The 16,701-nt window shown below is 63.3% G+C and carries 19 protein-coding genes; 8 read left to right on the top strand and 11 right to left on the bottom strand.

Annotation, left to right across the window (positions count from 1 at the left end):
* Window positions 1–55 precede the first annotated feature (55 nt).
* From msrB to X735_RS153890, 4 genes are all read right to left on the bottom strand, one after another.
* Complete coding sequence (gene msrB, locus X735_RS153875; RefSeq protein WP_023810780.1) at window positions 56–559, bottom strand: peptide-methionine (R)-S-oxide reductase MsrB; 504 nt, start codon at window positions 557–559, stop codon at window positions 56–58.
* A gap of 210 nt (window positions 560–769) precedes the next feature.
* Entirely contained in the window at window positions 770–1,327 is a 558-nt protein-coding gene (locus X735_RS153880; protein ID WP_023810779.1) for a fasciclin domain-containing protein, read from the bottom strand.
* Between the two features lie 222 nt (window positions 1,328–1,549).
* Entirely contained in the window at window positions 1,550–2,278 is a 729-nt protein-coding gene (locus X735_RS153885; RefSeq protein WP_023810778.1) for an anti-sigma factor, read from the bottom strand.
* A complete protein-coding gene (locus X735_RS153890) occupies window positions 2,275–2,814 on the bottom strand; it encodes a sigma-70 family RNA polymerase sigma factor (protein ID WP_013528490.1) in 540 nt (179 codons plus the stop codon). Before X735_RS153890 ends, X735_RS153885 begins: the two co-directional genes overlap by 4 nt.
* A gap of 152 nt (window positions 2,815–2,966) precedes the next feature.
* Between X735_RS153890 and X735_RS153895 the strand changes: the two genes are divergently transcribed.
* Both X735_RS153895 and argB read left to right on the top strand, forming a co-directional pair.
* The gene (locus tag X735_RS153895; protein ID WP_023810777.1) at window positions 2,967–4,466 is read left to right on the top strand and encodes an amidase; all 1,500 of its coding nucleotides are present in this window, start codon (window positions 2,967–2,969) and stop codon (window positions 4,464–4,466) included.
* Window positions 4,467–4,626: 160 nt separating this feature from the next.
* Window positions 4,627–5,520 carry an acetylglutamate kinase gene (gene argB, locus X735_RS153900; RefSeq protein WP_013528489.1) on the top strand — a complete coding sequence of 298 codons (894 nt, stop codon included), beginning with the start codon at window positions 4,627–4,629 and terminating at the stop codon, window positions 5,518–5,520.
* A gap of 8 nt (window positions 5,521–5,528) precedes the next feature.
* On the opposite strand, the gene bchE is transcribed toward argB, so the two are convergent.
* Together bchE and X735_RS153910 are read right to left on the bottom strand one after the other, a co-directional pair.
* On the bottom strand, window positions 5,529–7,097 hold the full coding sequence (gene bchE, locus X735_RS153905) for a magnesium-protoporphyrin IX monomethyl ester anaerobic oxidative cyclase (protein ID WP_023810776.1): 1,569 nt from the start codon (window positions 7,095–7,097) through the stop codon (window positions 5,529–5,531).
* A 116-nt stretch (window positions 7,098–7,213) separates the two neighbouring features.
* Window positions 7,214–7,690, bottom strand: a complete 477-nt coding sequence (locus X735_RS153910) for an Lrp/AsnC family transcriptional regulator (protein WP_023810775.1) — start codon at window positions 7,688–7,690, stop codon at window positions 7,214–7,216.
* Between the two features lie 138 nt (window positions 7,691–7,828).
* Between X735_RS153910 and phhA the strand changes: the two genes are divergently transcribed.
* Window positions 7,829–8,665 (top strand): phenylalanine 4-monooxygenase, encoded by an 837-nt coding sequence (gene phhA / locus X735_RS153915; RefSeq protein WP_031213067.1) that lies wholly within the window; start codon window positions 7,829–7,831, stop codon window positions 8,663–8,665.
* Between the two features lie 20 nt (window positions 8,666–8,685).
* On the opposite strand, the gene X735_RS153920 is transcribed toward phhA, so the two are convergent.
* From X735_RS153920 to X735_RS153925, 3 genes are all read right to left on the bottom strand, one after another.
* On the bottom strand, window positions 8,686–10,125 hold the full coding sequence (locus X735_RS153920) for a GMC family oxidoreductase (protein ID WP_023810773.1): 1,440 nt from the start codon (window positions 10,123–10,125) through the stop codon (window positions 8,686–8,688).
* Window positions 10,122–10,298 carry a hypothetical protein gene (locus X735_RS1000000167415; protein ID WP_023810772.1) on the bottom strand — a complete coding sequence of 59 codons (177 nt, stop codon included), beginning with the start codon at window positions 10,296–10,298 and terminating at the stop codon, window positions 10,122–10,124. Before X735_RS1000000167415 ends, X735_RS153920 begins: the two co-directional genes overlap by 4 nt.
* Window positions 10,299–10,493: 195 nt before the next feature.
* On the bottom strand, window positions 10,494–11,255 hold the full coding sequence (locus X735_RS153925; RefSeq protein ID WP_023810771.1) for a GGDEF domain-containing protein: 762 nt from the start codon (window positions 11,253–11,255) through the stop codon (window positions 10,494–10,496).
* Window positions 11,256–11,415: 160 nt separating this feature from the next.
* Here X735_RS153925 and X735_RS153930 point away from each other — a divergent pair, with 160 nt between their 5' ends.
* A complete protein-coding gene (locus X735_RS153930) occupies window positions 11,416–12,141 on the top strand; it encodes a pyrimidine 5'-nucleotidase (protein WP_023810770.1) in 726 nt (241 codons plus the stop codon).
* Window positions 12,142–12,222: 81 nt separating this feature from the next.
* On the opposite strand, the gene X735_RS153935 is transcribed toward X735_RS153930, so the two are convergent.
* A complete protein-coding gene (locus tag X735_RS153935) occupies window positions 12,223–13,068 on the bottom strand; it encodes an LOG family protein (protein ID WP_023810769.1) in 846 nt (281 codons plus the stop codon).
* A gap of 226 nt (window positions 13,069–13,294) precedes the next feature.
* On the opposite strand from X735_RS153935, the gene dapD reads away from it, so the two are divergent.
* The 4 genes from dapD to X735_RS153955 all read left to right on the top strand — a co-directional run bounded on the left by dapD (window position 13,295) and on the right by X735_RS153955 (window position 15,741).
* A complete protein-coding gene (gene dapD / locus X735_RS153940; protein WP_023810768.1) occupies window positions 13,295–14,149 on the top strand; it encodes a 2,3,4,5-tetrahydropyridine-2,6-dicarboxylate N-succinyltransferase in 855 nt (284 codons plus the stop codon).
* Window positions 14,150–14,221: 72 nt separating this feature from the next.
* Complete coding sequence (locus X735_RS153945) at window positions 14,222–14,584, top strand: DUF805 domain-containing protein (protein ID WP_023810767.1); 363 nt, start codon at window positions 14,222–14,224, stop codon at window positions 14,582–14,584.
* The gene (locus X735_RS153950) at window positions 14,577–14,954 is read left to right on the top strand and encodes a DUF805 domain-containing protein (protein WP_023810766.1); all 378 of its coding nucleotides are present in this window, start codon (window positions 14,577–14,579) and stop codon (window positions 14,952–14,954) included. Before X735_RS153945 ends, X735_RS153950 begins: the two co-directional genes overlap by 8 nt.
* A 13-nt stretch (window positions 14,955–14,967) precedes the next feature.
* A complete protein-coding gene (locus tag X735_RS153955) occupies window positions 14,968–15,741 on the top strand; it encodes a hypothetical protein (RefSeq protein WP_023810765.1) in 774 nt (257 codons plus the stop codon).
* Here X735_RS153955 and X735_RS153960 read toward each other — a convergent pair.
* Window positions 15,644–16,684 (bottom strand): 2-dehydropantoate 2-reductase, encoded by a 1,041-nt coding sequence (locus tag X735_RS153960; protein ID WP_023810764.1) that lies wholly within the window; start codon window positions 16,682–16,684, stop codon window positions 15,644–15,646. The genes X735_RS153955 and X735_RS153960 overlap by 98 nt on opposite strands.
* Window positions 16,685–16,701 lie beyond the last annotated feature (17 nt).

Raw genomic sequence — 16,701 nt, 5'->3', positions numbered from 1 at the left:
GCGCAAAAAACTCCGGGCCCGCAAGCCCGGAGTTTTCATATCCAGTTGGAATTTGTCAGGCTGTGGCGGGCTTGAAGGTCAGCGCGACGCCGTTGATGCAGTGGCGCAGGCCGGTCGGCGCCGGACCGTCGTCGAAGACGTGGCCGAGATGGCCGCCGCAGCGGCGGCAATGCGCCTCGGTGCGCGTCATGCCGAGCGAGCGGTCCACGGTCGTGCCGATAGCCTTGGGGATCTCTTGCCAGAAGCTCGGCCAGCCGGTACCGGAATCGAATTTCGTCTCCGACGAATAGAGCGGCAGGTCGCAGCCGGCACAGGCGAAGATGCCCTTGCGGTGTTCGTTGAGCAGCGGGCTGGTGCCGGGATACTCCGTGCCTTCCTTGCGCAGCACGTTGAAGGCGGCAGGCGACAGGATGGCTTTCCACTCGGCGTCGGTCTTGGTGACTTCGAAATTTTCGGCGGCCTGTGCTGCCTGCGGATCGCCCATGCGCAGCATCGTTGCCGCGATCCCGACGACGCCGATGGCGGCGGCACCGCTCAAAAGAAAGTCGCGACGGTTCATGACCAGTTCCTCCTGATGTCCTTTTGCCAAACTATACCGTCGCGCGGAAATCAAAAGCCGGTGACGGAAGCCCCTCGAACGAACACTCCGCGCCCGCCCACATCCGAATGTGGGAGGCGCGGAGTGCGCGGGTCAATTGCGGATCACAGAGCGGGATCGTGCAATCGACGGAGGGCCCTTGCTGCCAGTTCGCCGGCAGCAAGCCCCTTGTTACATCTTCGGCAAAAGAACCTTGTCGATGACGTGGATGACGCCATTGGACTGTTCGACATCGGCGATCGTCACATTGGCGACATTGCCGTTCTCGTCTGTGACCGTGACCTTGCCGCCGTCAGCCTTGAGCGACAGCTCGCAGCCGCCGGCCGTCTTGACCTTGTGGGTGCCGCCGTCAGCCTTGGCCATCGAGGCCACGTCCGCCCCCATCGCCTTGGCACCGATGACATGGCAGGTGAGGATCTTGGTGAGCTTGTCCTTGTTTTCAGGCTTGAGCAGCGTCTCGACCGTCCCGGCCGGAAGGGCTGCGAAGGCCTCGTTGGTCGGAGCGAACACAGTGAACGGACCGGCGCCCTGTAGCGTCTCGACAAGGCCGGCGGCCTTCACGGCGGCGACCAGCGTGGTGTGGTCCTTCGAGTTCACGGCGTTCTCGACGATGTTCTTGTCGGCAAACATCGCGGCGCCGCCAACCATGGGGTTTTCGGCATAGGCGGCGGTGGCAAGGGCCGAAACGGCGATCGTACCGGCGAGCAAAAGGGTGGCGTATCTACGCATGATGTCGAACTCCTCGGGTTTTTCTCTTCCCATTTTTGGGGACGCGAGGAGATACGGGACAAAATCGCCCGAGTTTCAGAAATATCGTGATTTTTTATTTTATCTAACGCGCCCGGCGGATTTCCCAAGCAATCGGTCGCGGCCCACATGCTGTCTATGGGCATGTTCAGTGAGGGATAGACTTATGATAGTCTTTGTGATTTTTCAAGCGCGCGGAGCCGGTCAGATGCTCTTCAGGTCGCCGGCGGCGACTACCGGTCCGGTCGGCTGTCCGGTCGGCGAACCGCCTGACGGCTCGAGGCTGACGGCAAGCACCGCGCCCTGGGCAAGCTTCTGCTGGGCCGCCGGCGAGACGACAATGTGCGCCGTAGCGCCGGCCGGAATGACGCCCATCGACACCGGCGGGTTCTTGCCCTCGATCATCCACAGCTCGAAGTCCTTGCCGGAAGCACGCTCACCGGAGACATGCGACAGGCCGATTTCGTGATGCGCGGCATCATAGACGGCGAGATATCTGACGTCGCTGCCTTCGGCGGCCAGCGAAGCGACGAGGCGCGCCTGCGGCTGCTCGACCGGGGGGTTGAGGACTGGCACGGCGATGTAAATCGCCAGTGCCGCAGCCGCGGCCGCGGCAAGGCCGCGCCAGAAGGCCAGGCTGGACCACAGGCCGCCGCGCGATTCGGCGGGCGTGGTCACGGCGGCAGCGTTGGCGAACAGGCGGCGGTCGACAGCGGTCTTCACCGAAACCGACGGCTCGACTTCCCGATAGGCGGCGGCAAGCGGTGAGAGACTGACCTCCCAACTCTCGACAAGACGAGCGAAAACCGTATCCGCATCGATGCGGCGGGAGACGATCTGGCGTTCGTCGGCATCGAGCACGCCGAGAACGTATTCGGCGGCGAGCAGGTCGTCGCCTCCACGTTCCGGTCCTGTGTCTTCTGCCAGCGTCATCTTTCCAGACATTCTCTGAGTTTCAACAGGCTGCGGCGCAGCCATGTCCGCATCGTGTTCAGCGGCACGCCATGGCGCTCCGCCAGTTCGGCATAGCTCTCGCCCTTGAGATAGGCGCCCCGGACGGCGGCTGCCCGGTCCTTCTCCAACTCATCGAGACAATGGTGGATACGTTCGGATTCGTCGCCCGCCACCGCCATCGCTTCAGGCCCCGGCGCCGGATCGGCCACGTCGAGCGCGGCATCGATGTCGGCGGCGGGCTTGCGTCGCGCTCGTATGCGATCGATCGCATGGTTGCGCGCGATTGCCACCAGCCAGGAGATCGGGCTTAGATCGGAGACCGCAAAACGATCCGCCTTCGTCCATATCTTGACGAAGACTTCCTGCAGCGCTTCTTCCGCGTCTCCCCGGTCGTTCAAGACACGAAGGCAGACGCCAAAAAGTTTCGCGCTGGTCTGCCGGTAAAGCAGATCGAACGCGGCCCGATCCTTCATCGAAGTCCGAACGATCAGCTTGGTGATGTCCTGCGGCGTCATTGCAGGCAAGTTAGGCGATTGCGATGTATTTGCAACGGCGGAAATAATCTTGTGCACGCCTAAGCTTTTGTGTGTCGCCGGCCCGGATCCGTCCACCGATTGCCAATGGAATCGCCACTGGCTAGCTTGCCCTCAGTGATGGGGGAGCGCGCATGTCGGTCGAACGGATCCTTTGGGAAGAAGATGCCACGGGCCTCGCCAATCTGGTCCGCAAGGGCGACGTTTCGGCCGTCGAGCTGACGGACACCGCGATTGCCCGCGCCGAGGCCACCCGTCCCGACATCAATGCCACGGCCGAACCGCTCTACGATGCCGCCCGGGCCCGCGCCAAGACCATCGACCGCTCGCTGCCGCTGGCCGGTGTTCCCTTCGCCATCAAGGATCTCGGCATCGCCATCAAGGGCGTGCCGACGCATGGCGGCAGCCGCATTCCGGCATGGCTGGCCGATGTCAATTCGGTGCTGACCGACCGCTATCTCGCTGCCGGGCTTATCCCGATCGTCACCTCGACATCGCCGGAGCACGGGCTTCGATTGATGACCGAATCCAGGGCCTTTGGCATCACCCGCAATCCGTGGAACACCGGCCATACCAGCGGCGGCTCTTCGGGCGGTTCGGCAGCCTTGGTCGCAGCCGGCGTCGTGCCGGTGGCGCATGCCTCCGATGGCGGCGGCTCGATCCGCGTGCCTGCCGCCTGCACCGGGCTTGTCGGCCTGAAAACGTCGCGCGGCCGCACACCGCTGACGCCGCTGGTGAGCGAAAGCTGGTACGGCATGGTCGTCGACCATGCGCTCACCCGTTCGGTGCGCGATTGCGCGCTGCTGCTCGACCTCATCCACGGCCCCGATCCTCTGTCGCCCTATGCCGCGCCGCCGCCGAAAGGCACGTTCGCGGCTGCCGCCGCGCGCGATCCCGGCAAGCTCAGCCTGGCCGTGTACCGCAAATCGCCGCTTGGCCTGCCGATCTCGGACGAGACGCTCAAGGCGCTCGACACGGCGGTGGCGCTTGCCCGCGAGGGCGGCCACACGGTCGAAGAGATCGACCTGCCCTTTATCGGCCGCGATTTCTTCGCCGATTTCTGCAGGACGGTTGCCTCCGCCGTTGCCGGCACGATGCGCGCCGAAGCGCTGCGTGTCGGGCGCTCCGTTACCGGTGACATCGAGCGGGCGACGCGCGTGCTCGCCCGCTTCGGCGAACTGGTGTCGGCGGGCGAGACCTATGCCGACCTGCAGCGGCTGCATGCCGCCTCGCGACGGCTGATTTCGGAGACTGCGCGGTATGACGCCGTGCTGATGCCGGTCATTGCCCACCCGCCGCTCGCCTGCGGCGCCATGGATCCGAAAGGCGCCGACGAACTCATCGAGAACCTGCTCGACAAGCTTCATCTGACGCCCTTGCTGAAGCTGAAGCCGTTCTTCGGCCAGCTGATGGACAAGAGCCTCTGGTTCACCCATTGGCCGGCGATCCAGAATGTCAGCGGCCAGCCGTCGATCGCGCTGCCGGTCCATGTCACTGACGCCGGCCTGCCGCTCGGCGTCCAGGCGGCCGGCCGTCCGGGCGACGAGGAGACGCTTTTGTCGCTCGCCGCGCAGATGGAGAAGATCTCGGGTTGGCTGGGCCGCAGGGCGCCGCTGTTGGTGCCGACACGATGACGAGGTCGTGAAGCGCTCGAATATGACAGCAAAGCCATTTGCGGGCGGCGCCAATTCCCGCTAAGACGCCGCCGTCCTTACCTGATGCATGTCGCCCAAAAGTGTCCAGCGGTTTTTGGGACAACGACATGCTTAAAATAAAAAGCCGGGAACCAAGCCGATGACGGAAATAACCGCCACCGCCGAAATGCAGGCAGCCCTGTTGTCACGGGCTCTGCCCTACATGCAGCGTTACGAGCACAAGACGGTCGTGGTGAAATATGGCGGCCATGCCATGGGCGACATCGAGCTTGGCAAGGCCTTCGCGCGCGACATCGCGCTGCTCAAGCAGTCCGGCGTCAACCCGATCGTCGTCCACGGCGGCGGCCCGCAGATCGGCGCCATGCTGGCCAAGATGGGCATCGAATCGAAGTTCGAGGGCGGCCTGCGCGTCACCGACCAGAAGACGGTCGAGATCGTCGAAATGGTGCTGGCCGGTTCGATCAACAAGGAGATCGTCGCGCTGATCAACGCCGAGGGCGAATGGGCGATCGGCCTGTGCGGCAAGGACGGCAACATGGTGTTCGCCGAAAAGGCCCGCAAGACCATGATCGACCCGGACTCCAACATCGAGCGCGTGCTCGATCTCGGCTTCGTCGGCGAGCCGGTCGAGGTCGACCGCACCTTGCTCGATCTTCTGGCACGCTCCGAGATGATTCCGGTGCTGGCGCCGGTGGCGCCAGGACGCGACGGCCACACCTACAACATCAATGCCGACACCTTCGCCGGCGCCATTGCCGGCGCCTGCCAGGCGACGCGCCTGCTGTTCCTCACCGACGTGCCGGGTGTGCTCGACAAGAACAAGAAGCTGATCGACGAACTGACCGTGGCCGAGGCCAAGGCGCTGATCAAGGACGGCACGGTCTCGGGCGGCATGATCCCCAAGGTCGAGACCTGCATCGAAGCGATCGAACGCGGTGTCGAAGGCGTCGTCATCCTCAACGGCAAGACGCCGCATGCGGTGCTGCTGGAACTGTTCACCGAGCATGGTGCCGGCACGCTGATCGTGCCCTGAGGGGCTCTTCAGCCGGCTAACTTTTTCGCCTCGGAATCTTCAATATTGCCGATGATGGGAATGGCAGGCTTTCTGGCCGGGCGTCGAACGGACATCGATTCCTCTTCGGCGTCCTGCGGCGCGCCCCAGAATTCGGCCAGCGTCGGGCCGTCTTTCACCCTGATGTCGCGGACCAGAAAGCCCCAGACCTCGCGGAACCAGACGCGGCGGCCCATTTGCGTGTACCAGCGCATCGAATGGCGCTGCTCGGGATCCTTGTGGAACAGGATGCGCGCCAGCGCCTTCGGCCGCGACTGCACAGCCAGCTCGATCAGCTTGACGCTGAAGAACAGCATCCACGGTTTCAGCCGCGTCATCTGCAGCACCTGGTGCTTGTAGTCCCACAGGCGCGCGTCCTGCTGGATCACCTTGCGATCCCGCGCGATGCGGAAGAACGGCGTCCAGCGATGCGGCGTCACATACAGTGCCTGGATCTGGTCCGGGTCGTAGGCGATGAGCTGCCGGAAGCCGCGCCACAGGTCGCGAAACCCTTCGTCCTCGAAGCCGGCCACCCAGGTCGCCATAGACAGGATGCCGTTGAGGCGCAGCAGCCTTATCGCCTCGCGGTCGGATGAGATGCTGCCGCCCTTGCGGATCAATTGCAGCGTCTGCTCGTCGGTGTTTTCCATGCCGAGCAGCCAGCGGATGACACCGGCCTTGCGGTAGAGATGCAGGATGTCGGCATCGCGCACGATGTCGTCGGCGCGGGTCGAACCGACGATCAGCACCGGCACGTTCTCGGCGATCAGGGCGTCGAGGAAGGCCCGCCAGGCCTTCTTCGAGACCGTCGGATTCTCGTCGGCGAGATTGATCAGCTCGACGCCGTGCTCGCGGTGCAGCCAGGCGATCTCCTTGGCGAACTTCACTGGGTCGCGATGCCGCCATCGGGTCCAGAAGCCGCGCTGGCCGCAATAGTTGCACAGATGCGGACAGCCGCGCGAAAACTGCATGACCACGGCCCGCTTGCCGCCCCAGTAACTGTACCGCGAGTGCTCAATCAGCTCCCAGCCGACGCGGTAGGCGTCGAGGTCGGCAATGGTCATGGCCGGTTGCGTGGCGACGGGACGGCTGAGATCGTCGCGATAGGCGATGCCGGCCACGCTCGCCGGTGGCTGGCGCATTTCCAGCGCCTCGACCAGCGCCACGACGGTCGCTTCGCCCTCGCCGCGCACGATGAAGTCGAATGTATCCGTTGCGGACAGGATGTCGCGCCAATGATAGGTGGGGAAAACGCCGCCATAGATGATGATGGTCGCCGGCTCCCGCTGCTTGATCTGCTCAGCGATCAGCAAGGCGGTCGGATGCGCCGAGGTCGAGCCGGAATGGCCGATCAGGACGAAGTCGGGGTGGTCCTCCAGTGCGTTGCGCACGACGTCATCGAGCGGCATCGGCCCGAACTCGGCGTCGACGAGCCGTACTTCGTGCCCGGCATCGATCAGCGGCCCGCCGATCGCCAGCAGGCCGAGCGGCGGCAAATGATCGTCGGGCACGCGGCTGCCGATGGCGGTGTGCGGCGGATTGATCAGGACGATTTTCATGGCGGACCTCTTGGGCATTTGGTCCGCGCAAGCTGGCCGGCGATGTGGACACGCGCTTGGCCCGTTTCAGCAGTTTGCGTGCAGTTTTTCCCCAAGGAGTGCGAAGGCAGGCATTGTCACCGCCGGAGGTGGGCGAGCGGCACGTGGCCGGGTCCCTTGATGTTCTGCAGCACGAGCTGGGTGTGGACGTCGCGCACGCCGTCGAGCCGCATCAGCCGATGCATGACGAAGGCGTTGAGCTCGTCGACCGACGGCACCATGACATGCAGCAGGAAATCATGGTCGCCGGTCATCGTCCAGCACGACGACACCTCGTCCATGCGCTGCACGGCGGCGATGAAGCTTTCGGGAGAGCCGTCGCTGTGGCTCACCAGGCGCACCTGGATGAACACCTCGACCATCAGGCCGACCGCGCGGCGGCTGATCACCGCGGCAAAACCCTTGATGATGCCGGCATCCTGCAGCGCCTCGAAACGCCGCGCGCACGGCGTCGTCGACAGGCCGATCTCTTGCGCCAGTTCGGAAACCGGCTTGCGCCCGTCGCGCTGCAGGACATCGAGCATCTTGATCTCGAAATCGTCGAACTGAGGCATTTTCACTCCGAGAGAGGGTTTTGTGAGTGGATATTATCTCGAATATTCCGTTCGAGCCATCATCAAAACCGATTTCCCTCGGCAAATCCGGGTAGCCTTTCGGCACGTCTGCCATTCATGATTTGCGAGGAGAAAACCATGACGACGATGAGCGTTGCCGAATACGCCCGCGACTGCGCGGCGCAAGGATTGCGCGGTGACTATTCGGTCTGCCGTGCCGATTTCACCGTGTCGCAGGGTTACGATTACAGCGAAGAAGAGCAGGCGGTCTGGCGCACGCTGTGCGACCGCCAGACCAAGTTGACGCGCAAGCTCGCCCACCATTCCTATCTCGACGGCGTCGAAAAACTCGGCCTGCTCGACCGTATTCCCGATTTCGACGAGGTCAGCGCCAAGCTGCGCAAACTGACCGGTTGGCAGATCGTCGCGGTGCCGGGGCTCATTCCCGCGGCCCCGTTTTTCGATCATCTCGCCGATCGCCGCTTCCCGGTCACCAACTGGCTGCGGACCAGGCAGGAGCTCGACTACATTGTCGAGCCCGACATGTTCCATGATTTCTTCGGCCACGTGCCGGCGCTGTCGCAACCGGTGTTCGCCGATTTCATGCAGATGTATGGCGAGAAGGCCGGCGACATCATCGCGCTGGGTGGCGACGAGATGATTTCCCGGCTCTACTGGTACACGGCCGAATATGGCCTGATGCAGGAGGCCGGCCAGCCGCTAAAGGCCTTTGGCGCCGGCCTGATGTCGTCGTTTACCGAGCTGCAGTTCGCGGTCGAAGGCAAGGACGCCCACCACGTGCCCTTCGACCTGGAAACGGTGATGCGCACCGGCTACGAGATCGACAAGTTCCAGCGCGCCTATTTCGTGCTGCCGTCCTTCGACGCCTTGCGCGATGCCTTCCAGACCGCCGATTTCGCGGCGATCGTCGCCCGGCGTAAGGACCAGCCGGCGCTCGACCCGGCGACGTTATAGCGAGCACGTTGCCGCAGACGTCAGGCGGTGACCACCTTGCTCAGATGATCGCCCAGCCGGCAGGCCAGCGCGGTGATTGTCGTCGTCGGGTTGCATTGACCTGACGTGCAGAACACCGAGGAGCCGCCGACATAGAGATTGTCCATGCCGTGCATCTTGCAGTTGGCGTCGACAACACTTTTGGTGACGTCGGTGCCCATGCGCGTGCCGCCCATGTGATGATGGCCCGCCGTCTCGTCGTTGGTGGGATAGTCCTGGCCGTTGCTGATCCAATCGGCAATGCGCACGCGGCCGAGATTCTTCTCGATCAGTGTCTTGCCGAACAATCTGAGCCCTTCGAGCAGTGTGCGGCGCTCCATTTCCGATTTCTTCCAGTGTAGCTCGATGCGCGGCACGCCGGCGTGGTCGACATCGGTCTTCGACAACTCGATCTGGTTGGATGCCAGCGGCGCCTGTTCCCAGGCGACGTAGAGCTGGGCGGCGCAACGCAGCCTCTGGCTGAGCTTGGAGGACATCCACTCGGCCATGTCGGGCGCCGTGCAGGCGAGGTCGGCGATAAGGCTCTTGACGCCGGGATACGGCGTCTCGATCAGCCGGATGCCAAAATTCATGATCTGCAGCCGCTCCATGGCGGCAAGTGTCGGCGAGAAGAAGGCCTCGTTGACGGCATCGACCTCGAACGCGTTGTAGTCGGTCAGGATGGCATTGCCGCCCTCGAAGGTCGGATGCTCCATCCAGTAGCGGCCAAGCGCCGTCGCATTCGGCACGACGCCGCCGTTCGAGCGCTGGTTGGACCACAGAAGCAGCCGCGAATTCTCCAGCCCACCGGTGCAGACGATGAAATAGTCGGCGCTGAAGGAGCCGGCATCCTGCCCGTTCGACCACAGTCTGGCGCCAGTCACGCGTCTGCCGTCGCCGGCAAGTTCGGTGGCACAAGTGTTGAGCACCACCGCGATGTTCGTGGCCTTGTCGAGTTCATCGCCGAATTTCTCGGCGAAGCGCACGGCCGGGCTCTTGATCAGCTGCACCCAGCGAATGTCGTCCGAGATCGGCATATCGGGCCGGAGGGCCGGAAGGTCGAGAATGTCGCGCACTTCCGGCAGATAGGGTTCGATGTCGGTGCGGCGGATCGGCCAGCCCGTGTCGGGTACCCAGGCCTTCGGCTCGAAATCCTGCTTGTCGAGGACGCGGCACCAGCCTGCCCAGTGGTTGGAACTGCCCCCCATGAACCGCAGCCGGGTTATGTCGAGATCGAAATAGAAATCCCCGACCGTGCTGCCCCGGTAGAAATCCTGCGAGTCGTCGCTGAATTCGCGCGGACCGGCTTCCATCACCACCACCGGAATGCCGGCGGCGCCCAGCTTGCGGGCAATGGTGGTACCGGCCGGGCCGGAGCCGAGGATGCAGACTTTTGGAGTGAAGTTCGCGGCGCGATACGCCTCGTAGCTGTCAAAGATCATGCCAAGTCGCTCCGCTTCAGGATCCAGCCATTGACCTCGACGATCTCGTTCGGGTCGGGCTCTGGATCGGCGGCATCGGCATCAGGCAGCTTGCGGAACAAAGACAGGGCAGGCAATGCGATCAACGCCTGCACGAGCGCGCGGCGTGACATTCTTTTGATGATGAAACTCATGGCTGGTTTCTCGTCTGGGCTTCGGCACTGCATGGGCGTTCCCAGAACGGCAATTCCCGGAACGACACATGCATCACCGTGGAAGCCAGTATCGTGCCAAGTCTGGCCGTGAAGCAGTGAAAACCCGGCTAAGCGGTACAACCGAGTGCAAACAGGGTTAGAGTTTGCTTAACGGGCCGGTTGCGGCAGATCGGATCACGCCGCCTCGGAAATGCCGGTATCGATGATCGTCAGATTGCGGCCCTGGTGCTTGGCCTGGTAGAGGCGCCGGTCGGCGGCGCGCATCAGCTCCGACACACTGGCTTCCTCGCCGCAGATGGTGCCGCCGATGCTGACCGTGAGCGGGATGGTCCGCTCGTCGACGGGCCGGAAGCGGATCAGCTCGACTTCGCGGCGAATGCGCTCGGCGACGCGCTTGGCCTCCTGCTCGGTGGCGCCGATCAGAAAGGCGCCGAACTCCTCGCCGCCGATGCGGCCGAGCACATCGCCGCTGCGCACGCCGCGCTGGATCGCGCTGGCGATCAAAAGCAGCGCGTCATCGCCGGTCAGGTGGCCAAAATTGTCATTGATGGTCTTGAAGTGGTCGGCGTCGATGATCAGCAGCGCGCCGCGATCGGACTTGCGGCGCGAACCGTCAAGCGCGGCAAAGAAACTTTCCCGGTTGAGCATGCCGGTCATGTCGTCGCGGCTCGCCTTTTCCGCCAGTCGGCGATGCGCGGCGGCGAGCTGGGCATGAGCGCGGGCGAGATCGCGATGCGCGTTTTTCAGCCTGTCGCTTTGCCAGAAAGTGCTTGCGCTGGCGGCCCACGCCAGCACCAGCGGACAGAGGGTGGAGGTCAGCCAGATCGTACGATTGACCGGAAATCCCATGGCCGGAACGATGATCAGGGTCAGCAGGAGAGAGGCCGCGACTGAGGCGAAAGCAACGGCGGCGGATCTCAGAATTATGCTGTTCATCGCTTGCTCCCACAAGACTGCCTCTCTGCCAGCAAGCCCTGAAGGCCACCTTTCCCAGATGCCTAAAATTTGAATCGTGAGGCGATTTACGCAACCTCAACGAGCAGAAGTTGTGGATAAAGTCGCTTTCGGAATGCGCGTTTCATGCCATAAGGAGCCTATGACCACGCTCCCTGACCCCGCCCGCTTCGCCCATGTCACCGACTGGGTCTTCGATCTCGACAACACGCTCTATCCGCATCATTCGAATCTGTTCTCGCAGATCGACGTCAAGATGACCGCCTATGTCGGCGAACTGTTGGCATTGCCGCGCGACGATGCGCGCAAGTTGCAGAAGGAACTCTACCGCGAATATGGCACGACGCTGAACGGCCTGATGACACGTCATGGCATCGACCCCGACGATTTCCTCGAGAAGGTCCACGACATCGACTATTCATGGCTGGTGCCCGATCCCGTTCTCGGCACCGCCATCCGCCAGCTTCCGGGCCGCAAGTTCATCTTCACCAATGGCGACCGCAGGCACGCCGAGCGCACCGCGCGCCAACTCGGCATCCTCGACCATTTCGACGACATCTTCGACATCGTCGCCGCCGGGCTCAATCCCAAGCCGGCGCGCCAGACCTACGAGAAGTTCGCCGAACTGCACGCCGTCACCGGCCACAATGCGGTGATGTTCGAAGACCTTGCCCGTAACCTGTCGGTGCCGAAGTCGCTCGGCATGACCACGGTGCTTATCGTGCCGCGCAATTTCGAGCCGACCTTTGCCGAGATCTGGGAGCGCGACCCGGCCAACGAGGATGATGTCGATTTCGTAACCGACGATCTGGCGGGGTTTCTGACGGCGATTGTGGAGGGGGAAGGAAGAGGGGAATTGAAGAATTGAAGAATTGAAGAATGAAGGACGGTCTCCACGGATCAAGTTCCCCAGTTCTTCAATTCACCAGCTCTTCAATTCCCCACTGCCCTACTCCCCCAGCTTGTAGAACCGGCTGATGATCCCCCAGGCTTCGTCGGCGGTGTCGACGAAGTCGATGATGTCCTGATCGCCGGGGCTGATCGTGCCCTGCTCGGCGAGAAAATCGAGATTGATCGCCCGCTTCCAGAAGGATTTGCCGAACAGGATCACCGGCACGCGCTCCATGCGCCCTGTCTGGATCAGGGTCAGCGTCTCGAAGAATTCGTCCATCGTGCCGAAGCCGCCCGGAAACACCGCGACCGCCTTGGCGCGCATGACGAAATGCATCTTGCGGATAGCGAAATAATGGAAGTTGAAGCAGAGCTCCGGCGTCACATAGATGTTCGGCGCCTGCTCGTGCGGCAGGACGATGTTGAGGCCGATCGACGGCGCGCCGACATCGTCGGCGCCGCGGTTTCCCGCTTCCATCACGCCGGGCCCGCCACCGGTCACCACGACATATTCGCGGTAATAGGAGGTAGCCGACTGCTGCGAGCAGAGGCGGGCGAATTTGCGCGCTTCCTCGTAGTATTTGCTGTTTTCCTCGAGGTTCTTCTTCTGCGTCTCGTTCTTGGCCGCCCAGGCCTCGCCGCCGGGTTCCGGCAGGCGCGCGCCGCCGAACAGGATCACCGTCGAACGGATGCCGCGTTCGGCCAGGATCATCTCCGGTTTCAGGAGTTCGAGTTGCAGCCGGACCGCGCGCAACTCGCGCCGCGTCATGAAGTCGGGATCGTTCCAGGCGAGCCGGTAGGTTTCGGCACGCGTCTGCGGCGTGTCCGGCACACTCTTCGACCGCTCCAGATCCTCGTCCGAATGCGGCAGTGGCGTCCAGCCCGCCTTTTCCATAGGTGTCATATGCTCTACCCGTCCAAATTCTTAACTTGCGCCGCCCCATGACGCAGCCGCGATTGACCCTCACCAAGGCTTCACATAAGCAGGTTCCGCAAAAGTGTCCCGCGGTTTTGTGACAAGAACCTGCTACATGCAAAGACGCAAGCATGCGAAGCATGCATGGGGTCCGCGCGACTTTCAAAACAGGTTAAGGCGCAGCCCCTTAACAGCTTGGTAATGGAGCGAATTCATGTCGAAGCCCGATCTGGCGAGCCTCGAAAAGACCATCGAGAAGGCCTTCGAGGAACGCGACGCGATTTCGACTGCGACGCGCGGCGAAACGCGCGATGCCATCCAGTCGGCGCTCGACCTGCTCGACCGCGGCGCCGTCCGCGTCGCCGAGCGGCAGGCCGACGGCAAGTGGCATGTCAACCAGTGGCTGAAGAAGGCCGTGCTGTTGTCCTTCCGGCTCAATCCGATGGAGATCATCAAGGGTGGTCCCGGCGAAGCGATGTGGTGGGACAAGGTGCCGTCGAAGTTCGATGGCTGGGGCGCTGTCGATTTCGAAAAGTCGGGCTTTCGTGCCGTGCCGGGGTCGATCGTGCGTCGCTCGGCCTATATCGCGCCGGGCGCCGTGCTGATGCCGTCCTTCGTCAATGTCGGCGCCTATGTCGATACCGGCACCATGATCGACACCTGGGTCGGGGTAGGCTCCTGTGCCCAGATCGGCAAGAACGTGCATCTTTCCGGCGGCGTCGGCATCGGCGGCGTGCTGGAGCCGATGCAGGCCGGTCCGACCATCATCGAGGACAATTGCTTCATCGGCGCGCGTTCGGAAGTGGTCGAAGGTTGCATCGTGCGCGAAGGCTCGGTGCTCGGCATGGGCGTCTTCATCGGCCAGTCGACCAAGATCGTCGACCGCGCCACCGGCGAGATCTTCTATGGCGAAGTGCCGCCGAATTCCGTCGTCGTCGCCGGAACGATGCCGGGCAAGTCCTTTCCTAACGGCGAGCCAGGTCCGAGCCTCTACTGCGCCGTCATCGTCAAGCGTGTCGACGCCAAGACCCGCTCCAAGACCTCGATCAACGAATTGCTGCGCGATTGATCTTTGCGCAAAGCGAGCGCACCTTCCGCCGGCGCGACAATCGGTCGCGCTGGTTCAACATGGAGGGGTGACATGGACTGGAAGGATCTGCTCACAAGTTTTGATGGTCGCATAACCCGTGGCAAGTTCTGGGCCGCGATTGGCGTTTTCATCGTCATTGGCATCGTTGCCTTTATTCTCGATGCGATTCTCGGTACACGCATCACCACCGCCAGTGGCGCCCAGATCGGCATCATCGGCATTCTCATCGCTCTGGCCTCGATCTATTTCGCACTCGCAGTCTACGCCAAGCGCTGGCATGATCGCGGCAAGTCGGGCTGGTGGAGCCTGATCATGCTGGTGCCGCTCATCGGCCCGATCTGGTTTCTGGTGGAATGCGGCATTCTCGAAGGCGCCAGGGGCGCCAATCAATATGGACCGGACCCGCTTGCCTGACAGATCAGATCTCACCTGGCTTTTCTTCAAAACCTCGGGCCGCGTCAGTCGCGCGGCCTATTTTCTTGGCGGGTTGCTCGTCGCCATCATCCAGGCCTTCCCGCTCTACCGCTTCACGCTAGTGCCGGAAGGTTCGGCCGAGAGCAACATGTGGTCGTTCATCTTCTTCGTCGCCTTCATCGCCTCGCTGTGGTCGAACATCGCCCTGGCGGTGAAGCGGCTGCACGATTTGGACAAGCCGGGCATTGCCGCGCTGATCCTGTTCGTGCCGGTAGTGTCGATCGTCGCCTTCCTTGTGTTGTGCCTGTTTCCGGGGCAGCCTGGACCCAACCGCTATGGCCGGCGCACCAACGAGCCGGAACAATCCTGAGGGCCGATCGGACATGCGCTACCGCACGCTTGATCCGAAGCTGATCATCGAGACCGCGGAACGGCTGGAGACGCGTGTTGCGGAGCGTTTCCCCAAGGCCGGCCTGCGCGGCGTTGCCGCCGAACTGGTCTCGCTGTCGCGCGATCTGGCACAGGGCGCCAAGGCCCTGGAAGCGCCGATCTGGTGGCTGCGCGGCCTCATCGTCGCCGCTGTCGTTGCCGGCGCATTGATGTTCATCTTCGTCGGCACCGTCCTGCCATTCGACCGCATTTCCAAACCCGGTGATGCCGTCCAGTCGGTGCAAGGCATCGAAGCTTCGCTCAACATGTTCATCCTCGCCATTGTCGGATTTCTCGCCTTGATCCGCTCCGAGGAGCGCATCAAGCGCAAGCAGGTCTTTCGCCAGCTGCATGGCCTGCGCTCGCTGATCCACGTCATCGACATGCATCAGCTGACCAAGGATCCGGCGGCGCTGTCGGCCGATTTCAAGCCGACGTCGCATTCGCCCGCCCGCATCACCAATGCCGCCGACCTGGCCCGTTACCTCGATTATTGCTCCGAAATGCTGTCGATCACGGGCAAGATCGCCGCATTGTTCGCACAGTCGGTCAATGACGACGTGGTCATCGACGGCGTCAACGACATCGAGAACCTGGCGTCAAACCTGTCGCGGAAAATCTGGCAGAAGATCACGTTGATCGACGGCCGGCCGGTGCAACAACCTGCTCCGGCGGCAGGCCCGGCGAGCCAAGCCGCTCCGCTTCCGCCGCGCGCACCAAGGCGGTGATCCGCTGAACCGTCGGCACGGGCGTGCCGACCTTCCCCGCCAGCTGCAAGATGGCGCCTTGCAAGTCGTCGATCTCCGTCGGCCGGCCGCGCTGAAGATCGTCCCACATCGACGAGCGCGCCTGCGCGTCGATCGCCAGCATGCGCCGCGCCAGAAGCTTGAACAGCCAGTCAGGCAGCCTGAGCACCTTCGGCAGCAGCGCCGGCCGCAGGCCGGCGATCCGCGCCGGCTCGATGCCGGTCGCTTTCATCGCCGTGAGCGCCTCGTCGATCTGGCTGGCCAGGATCAGCCGCCAGCGCCGATCGGCCAGTTCGGCCGTCAGCGGCAGGCCGGAAAGCGCCACCAGTGCGTTGTTCAAATTCATCAGCAGCTTGCCCCACAGCACAGCCTTCATGTCGCCACGGGTTTCGACCGCAAACCCTTCGACTCCAAGCAGGTCGGCCAAGCCGGCGTCGCCATCCTCGACCATTACCGTGCCGTCGCTGGCGCGGTGAACGCGCAGCGGCAGTTCGCTGTCCGGCGACTGCACCACATTGAACGGCACCATGCCGGCCAGCACCGTACGTCCGGCAAGTTCAGCGCGCAGCCTGTCGGCATTGCCGACACCGTTCTGCAGGCTGATCACCACGGCATCGGGGCGGGCATGGGCCTTGATGAGGTCCGCCATATCCTGGGTGGCGCCGCTCTTGACCGTGACCAGGATCACGTCCGCCGGCGGCAGGGCGACGGCCGGATCGGCGGTGACGACAAGCGCCTCGGGCTTGATCGAGCGATCGGGGCCCTGGAGGTCGCTGACCCGCAATCCACCCTGCCGCAACGCTGCCTCGATGCGAGGCCGAGCCAGCAGAATGACCTCTCGGTTGGCCAGCGCCAGGCAGCCGCCGGCATAGCAGCCGATGCTGCCGGCACCGGCTATGACGATCCGTTTGTGCTTGTCTGCCATCCTGCCGCCCGCGCCGG

Origin of the sequence: Mesorhizobium sp. L2C084A000, from assembly GCF_000502875.1 — a bacterium.
GTDB lineage: Bacteria > Pseudomonadota > Alphaproteobacteria > Rhizobiales > Rhizobiaceae > Mesorhizobium.
The sequence above is the reverse complement of the archived record's forward strand: the minus strand, read 5'-3'. Positions and strand labels throughout refer to the sequence as shown.